General features: G+C 71.6%; 3 protein-coding genes. 2 read left to right on the plus strand and 1 reads right to left on the minus strand.

Going from position 1 to position 4160, the window contains the following annotated elements; genetic code table 11:
* Positions 1-110: 110 nt before the first annotated feature.
* A complete protein-coding gene (locus F8271_RS30160) occupies positions 111-479 on the minus strand; it encodes a hypothetical protein (protein ID WP_370462000.1) in 369 nt (122 codons plus the stop codon).
* A gap of 402 nt (positions 480-881) precedes the next feature.
* Between F8271_RS30160 and argG the strand changes: the two genes are divergently transcribed.
* Positions 882-2333, plus strand: a complete 1452-nt coding sequence (argG, locus tag F8271_RS30175) for an argininosuccinate synthase (RefSeq protein ID WP_151493198.1) — start codon at positions 882-884, stop codon at positions 2331-2333.
* Between the two features lie 90 nt (positions 2334-2423).
* A partial coding sequence (locus tag F8271_RS30180) for a PucR family transcriptional regulator (RefSeq protein ID WP_151493199.1) occupies positions 2424-4160 on the plus strand: 1737 nt, incomplete at its 3' end.

Raw genomic sequence — 4160 nt, forward strand, 5'->3', positions numbered from 1 at the left:
GGAGGGCAGGCACGGGACTCCATTGATCACTGAGCGTAGAGAACTCCGATGATCAACCTCCCGTGCCTGCTTGCTACCCCCGGGTATCCAACTGTCCGAATCTTGGATACCTATTGCCGGTCGCTCTTAAGGGTCACCTGGAGCAGGTCCAGATCTGGACTTCCGGGAGACAGGTCGGGGTGGGGGCCGTCAAGTAGCTCGGCCCCCACCACCAACCAGCCGTCGCGCTCGAAGTGCCACAGGACGGCCGGCGGGAACCGGTCGACCGCCCCCGTTGCCGCCAGCTCATAGCGCAGCGTCTGGACGCTCAGCCCGGTCGTGGCGGCCTTGACGAAGACCATGCCGGACGTGCCGACGACACTCGACGCGATCTCGGCGTGGTTGCCCGTCAGAGCTGGGCGTACGTCGATGATCCCGCCGACGCGCTCGGCTATCTCCGTCACGACCGTCCCAGGCAGGGCGGCCCATTCGCGGCGCATGGCTACCTCTCTGTCATTTGCCGCCGGGCTGCGGCGGGTTGGGTGGACAGCAGGACTCAGCCTCGCCGTACCAGAATTCCATGTCGACTCGGTAGTCGGTCGCGTGCAGCGCCGCGAGCGTGAAGGTCACAGCGGTTCCGTCCATCATCCCCTCAGTCAAGATCGGGATGTGGTGGACGAAGCCCCCAGCGATCTGCTCGTGAGGGGCCCGGCCTGACGGGGCGGCTCGGGCGGCCAGCGACGTGCGGGTGGTCCTCCCGATGCGACGCGGGGTCGACTCGTTGAACCTGGCCGCCGCAGCGGCGGTGGCGCTCTGGGAGTTGGGCCGCGACGACGCGCCGAGCGACAGCGAGTAACCACTTCGACTTGCATGACCATGCGTCTTGTTGAATAATCTTCCCCGTGTCCAAGGTTCTCACCTCCCTGCCCATCGGCGAACGTGTCGGTATCGCCTTCTCCGGCGGCCTCGACACCTCGGTCGCGGTCGCGTGGATGCGCGACAAGGGCGCCGTCCCCTGCGCCTACACGGCCGACATCGGCCAGTACGACGAGCCCGACATCGCCTCGGTGCCCGGTCGTGCGCTCAGCTACGGCGCCGAGGTCGCCCGACTCGTCGACTGCCGCGCAGCCTTGGTCGAGGAAGGGCTCGCCGCACTGACCTGCGGTGCCTTCCACATCCGCTCGGGCGGACGCGCGTACTTCAACACCACCCCGCTGGGCCGGGCCGTCACCGGGACCCTGCTGGTGCGGGCGATGATCTCCGACGACGTCCAGATCTGGGGCGACGGGTCGACCTTCAAGGGCAACGACATCGAGCGCTTCTACCGGTACGGCCTGCTGGCCAACCCGCAGCTGCGCATCTACAAGCCGTGGCTCGACACCGCCTTCGTCACCGAACTGGGCGGGCGTACGGAGATGTCGGAGTGGCTGCTGGAGCGCGGCCTGCCGTACCGGGACAGCACCGAGAAGGCGTACTCCACCGACGCCAACATCTGGGGCGCCACGCACGAGGCGAAGACCCTCGAACACCTCGACACCGGCATCGAGACGGTCAACCCGATCATGGGCGTCCGGTTCTGGGACCTGTCGGTGGAGATCCCCACCGAGGACGTCACCATCGGCTTCGACCAGGGCCGCCCGGTGACGATCAACGGCAAGGAGTTCGGCAGCCCCGTCGACCTGGTGCTGGAGGCCAACGCCATCGGTGGCCGGCACGGCCTGGGCATGTCCGACCAGATCGAGAACCGGATCATCGAGGCCAAGAGCCGGGGCATCTACGAGGCGCCCGGCATGGCGCTGCTGCACGCCGCGTACGAGCGGCTGGTCAACGCCATCCACAACGAGGACACCCTGGCCAACTACCACAACGAGGGTCGCCGCCTCGGTCGCCTGATGTACGAGGGTCGCTGGCTGGACCCGCAGGCGCTGATGCTGCGCGAGTCGTTGCAGCGCTGGGTGGGCACGGCGGTCACCGGCGAGGTGACGTTGCGGCTGCGCCGGGGCGAGGACTACTCGATCCTGGACACCACCGGCCCGGCGTTCAGCTACCACCCCGACAAGCTGTCGATGGAGCGTACCGAGGACTCGGCGTTCGGCCCGTCGGACCGGATCGGCCAGCTCACCATGCGCAACCTGGACATCGCCGACTCGCGGGCGAAGCTGGAGCAGTACGCCTCCCTCGGCATGGTCGGCGGTGCCGCCCCCCAGCGGATGATCGGCGCCGCGCAGGCAGCCTCGACCGGGCTGATCGGTGCGATGCCGGAGGGTGGCGCGGAAGCCATCGCCTCCCGAGGCGTCGCCTCCGCCGCCGACGAGGCCCTCGACCGCGCCGCCATGGAGTTCGGCGTCGACTGAGCCCGGCTGACCCCCGGCCGCCGGTGGCAGGCGCCCGGGGCCGGCCCGCCCGGCGGAGGCAAGTCGAGTTCCGGCGTCACGGACGGTAGCGTGTCGGCCGTGTTCCCTACCGTCCGTGAGGTCCTCGCCCTGGACCCGGTCCGCCACGGCGCGCCCCGCGTCGTCGCCGGCGACGCGGGGCTGGACCGGCCCGTCCGCTGGGTGCACGTCGCCGAGGTGCCCGACATCGCCACCCTGCTCGGGGGCGGCGAGCTGGTGCTCACCACCGGCATCGGGCTGCCGGGCGACGACGCGGGACTGCGCGCGTTCATCGGCGACCTCGCCGACGTCGGAGTCTCCGGGCTGGTCGTCGAGCTGGGCCGCCGGTACGTCAGCGGAGTACCCAGGGTGATGGTCGCCACGGCCGAACGGCGCGGCCTTCCCCTGGTGGAACTGCGTCGGGCCACCCCGTTCGTGCGGATCACCGAGGCGGTGCACGCGCTGATCGTCGACGCGCAGCTCACCGAGCTGCGGGCCACCGAGGAGATCCACCAGCGGTTCAACGACCTCTCCGTCGAAGGTGCCGACGCCACCGAGGTGATCCGGCAGGCCGCCGAGCTGTCAGGTTGCCCCGTGGTACTGGAGAACCTGTCCCGGCAGGTCCTCGGGTACGACCCGGCCGGCGAAAGCGCCGAGCTGCTGCTGGACGGCTGGGAGCAGCACTCCCGGCGGATCCGGCCGGCCGGGCGGACCGCGTACGACCCGGACAGCGGCTGGCTGGTCACCGCGGTCGGAGCCCGGGGGCAGGACTGGGGTCGGCTGCTGCTGCGCTGGCCGGCCAGCGGCGACGTGCCCAGCGCCCGGGCCGGTGCACCGGCCGCCGGCCCGCCGACCCGGCTCACGATCCTGATCGAACGGGCCGCGTCCACCCTCGCGCTGGGCCGGCTGATCCGCCGCGACGCCGAAGGTCTGGAACGGCAGATCCACCGCACCCTGCTCACCGCGCTGCTCGACCACTCCCGGCCGGTGGACGAGGTGGCGCTGCGGGCGAAGGCGCTCGGCGTGGTGCTCGACCGGCGGCACCTGGTCGGCGTGATGGTCCGCCACCGCGCCGACGACCCCGCCGGAGAGGGCGGCCCCGAGGCCGGTCAGGCCCGGCTGCGGGACCTCTCCGAGGCGGTCGGCCAGGCGCTGCGGGAGGCGAAACTGACCGCGCTGACCAGTGCCGTCGACGACAACTCGGTGGGCGCCCTGCTGGCCCTGCCGGACCCGGCCGCCGAGGACCGCGCGCTGTCCGCGTTCGCCGGCGCACTCCGTCGGGTACGCCTCGACGCCGGCACCGGCCGCGCACCCTCCGGCGGCGACGCATCCCGGTCGGCGTCCGGTGCCGAGCCGTCCCGAGGTGCCGGCGCGGGTGCGGTGATCGTGGCCGCCGGATCCGGGGTGGGCAGCCTGCGCGAGGCCCGTCGGTCGCTGGTCGAGGCGCGGCAGATCGCCGAGGCGGCCCGCCGGGACCGTCGTGACCTGCCGATCTTCCGGCTGCCCCACGTCGACCTGGCCGGGCTGCTGCACCTGCTGCGCGACGAGCCCCGGTTGCAGACCTTCGTGGAGCGTGAACTCGGTGCGCTCCTCGAGTACGACGCCCGCCACCCCCGGGAGCAGCTGCTCGACACCCTGCGCGCGTACCTGGAGCAGGGCCGCAACAAGTCCGCCGCCGCCGCCGCGGCCCACCTGTCCCGACCGGCCTTCTACGAACGTCTGGCCCGCATCGCCCGCATCCTCGACGTGGACCTCGACTCGGTGGAGGCCAGCCTCTCCCTCCACGTAGCCCTACTGGCCCTGGAAGCA

Source organism: Micromonospora sp. ALFpr18c (assembly GCF_008868155.1).
Lineage (GTDB): Bacteria > Actinomycetota > Actinomycetes > Mycobacteriales > Micromonosporaceae > Micromonospora.

Excerpts from the sequence above, each read along its gene's own strand:
- F8271_RS30160 (WP_370462000.1), bottom strand. The coding sequence starts at position 479 with ATGCGCCGCGAATGGGCCGCCCTGCCTGGGACGGTCGTGACGGAGATA.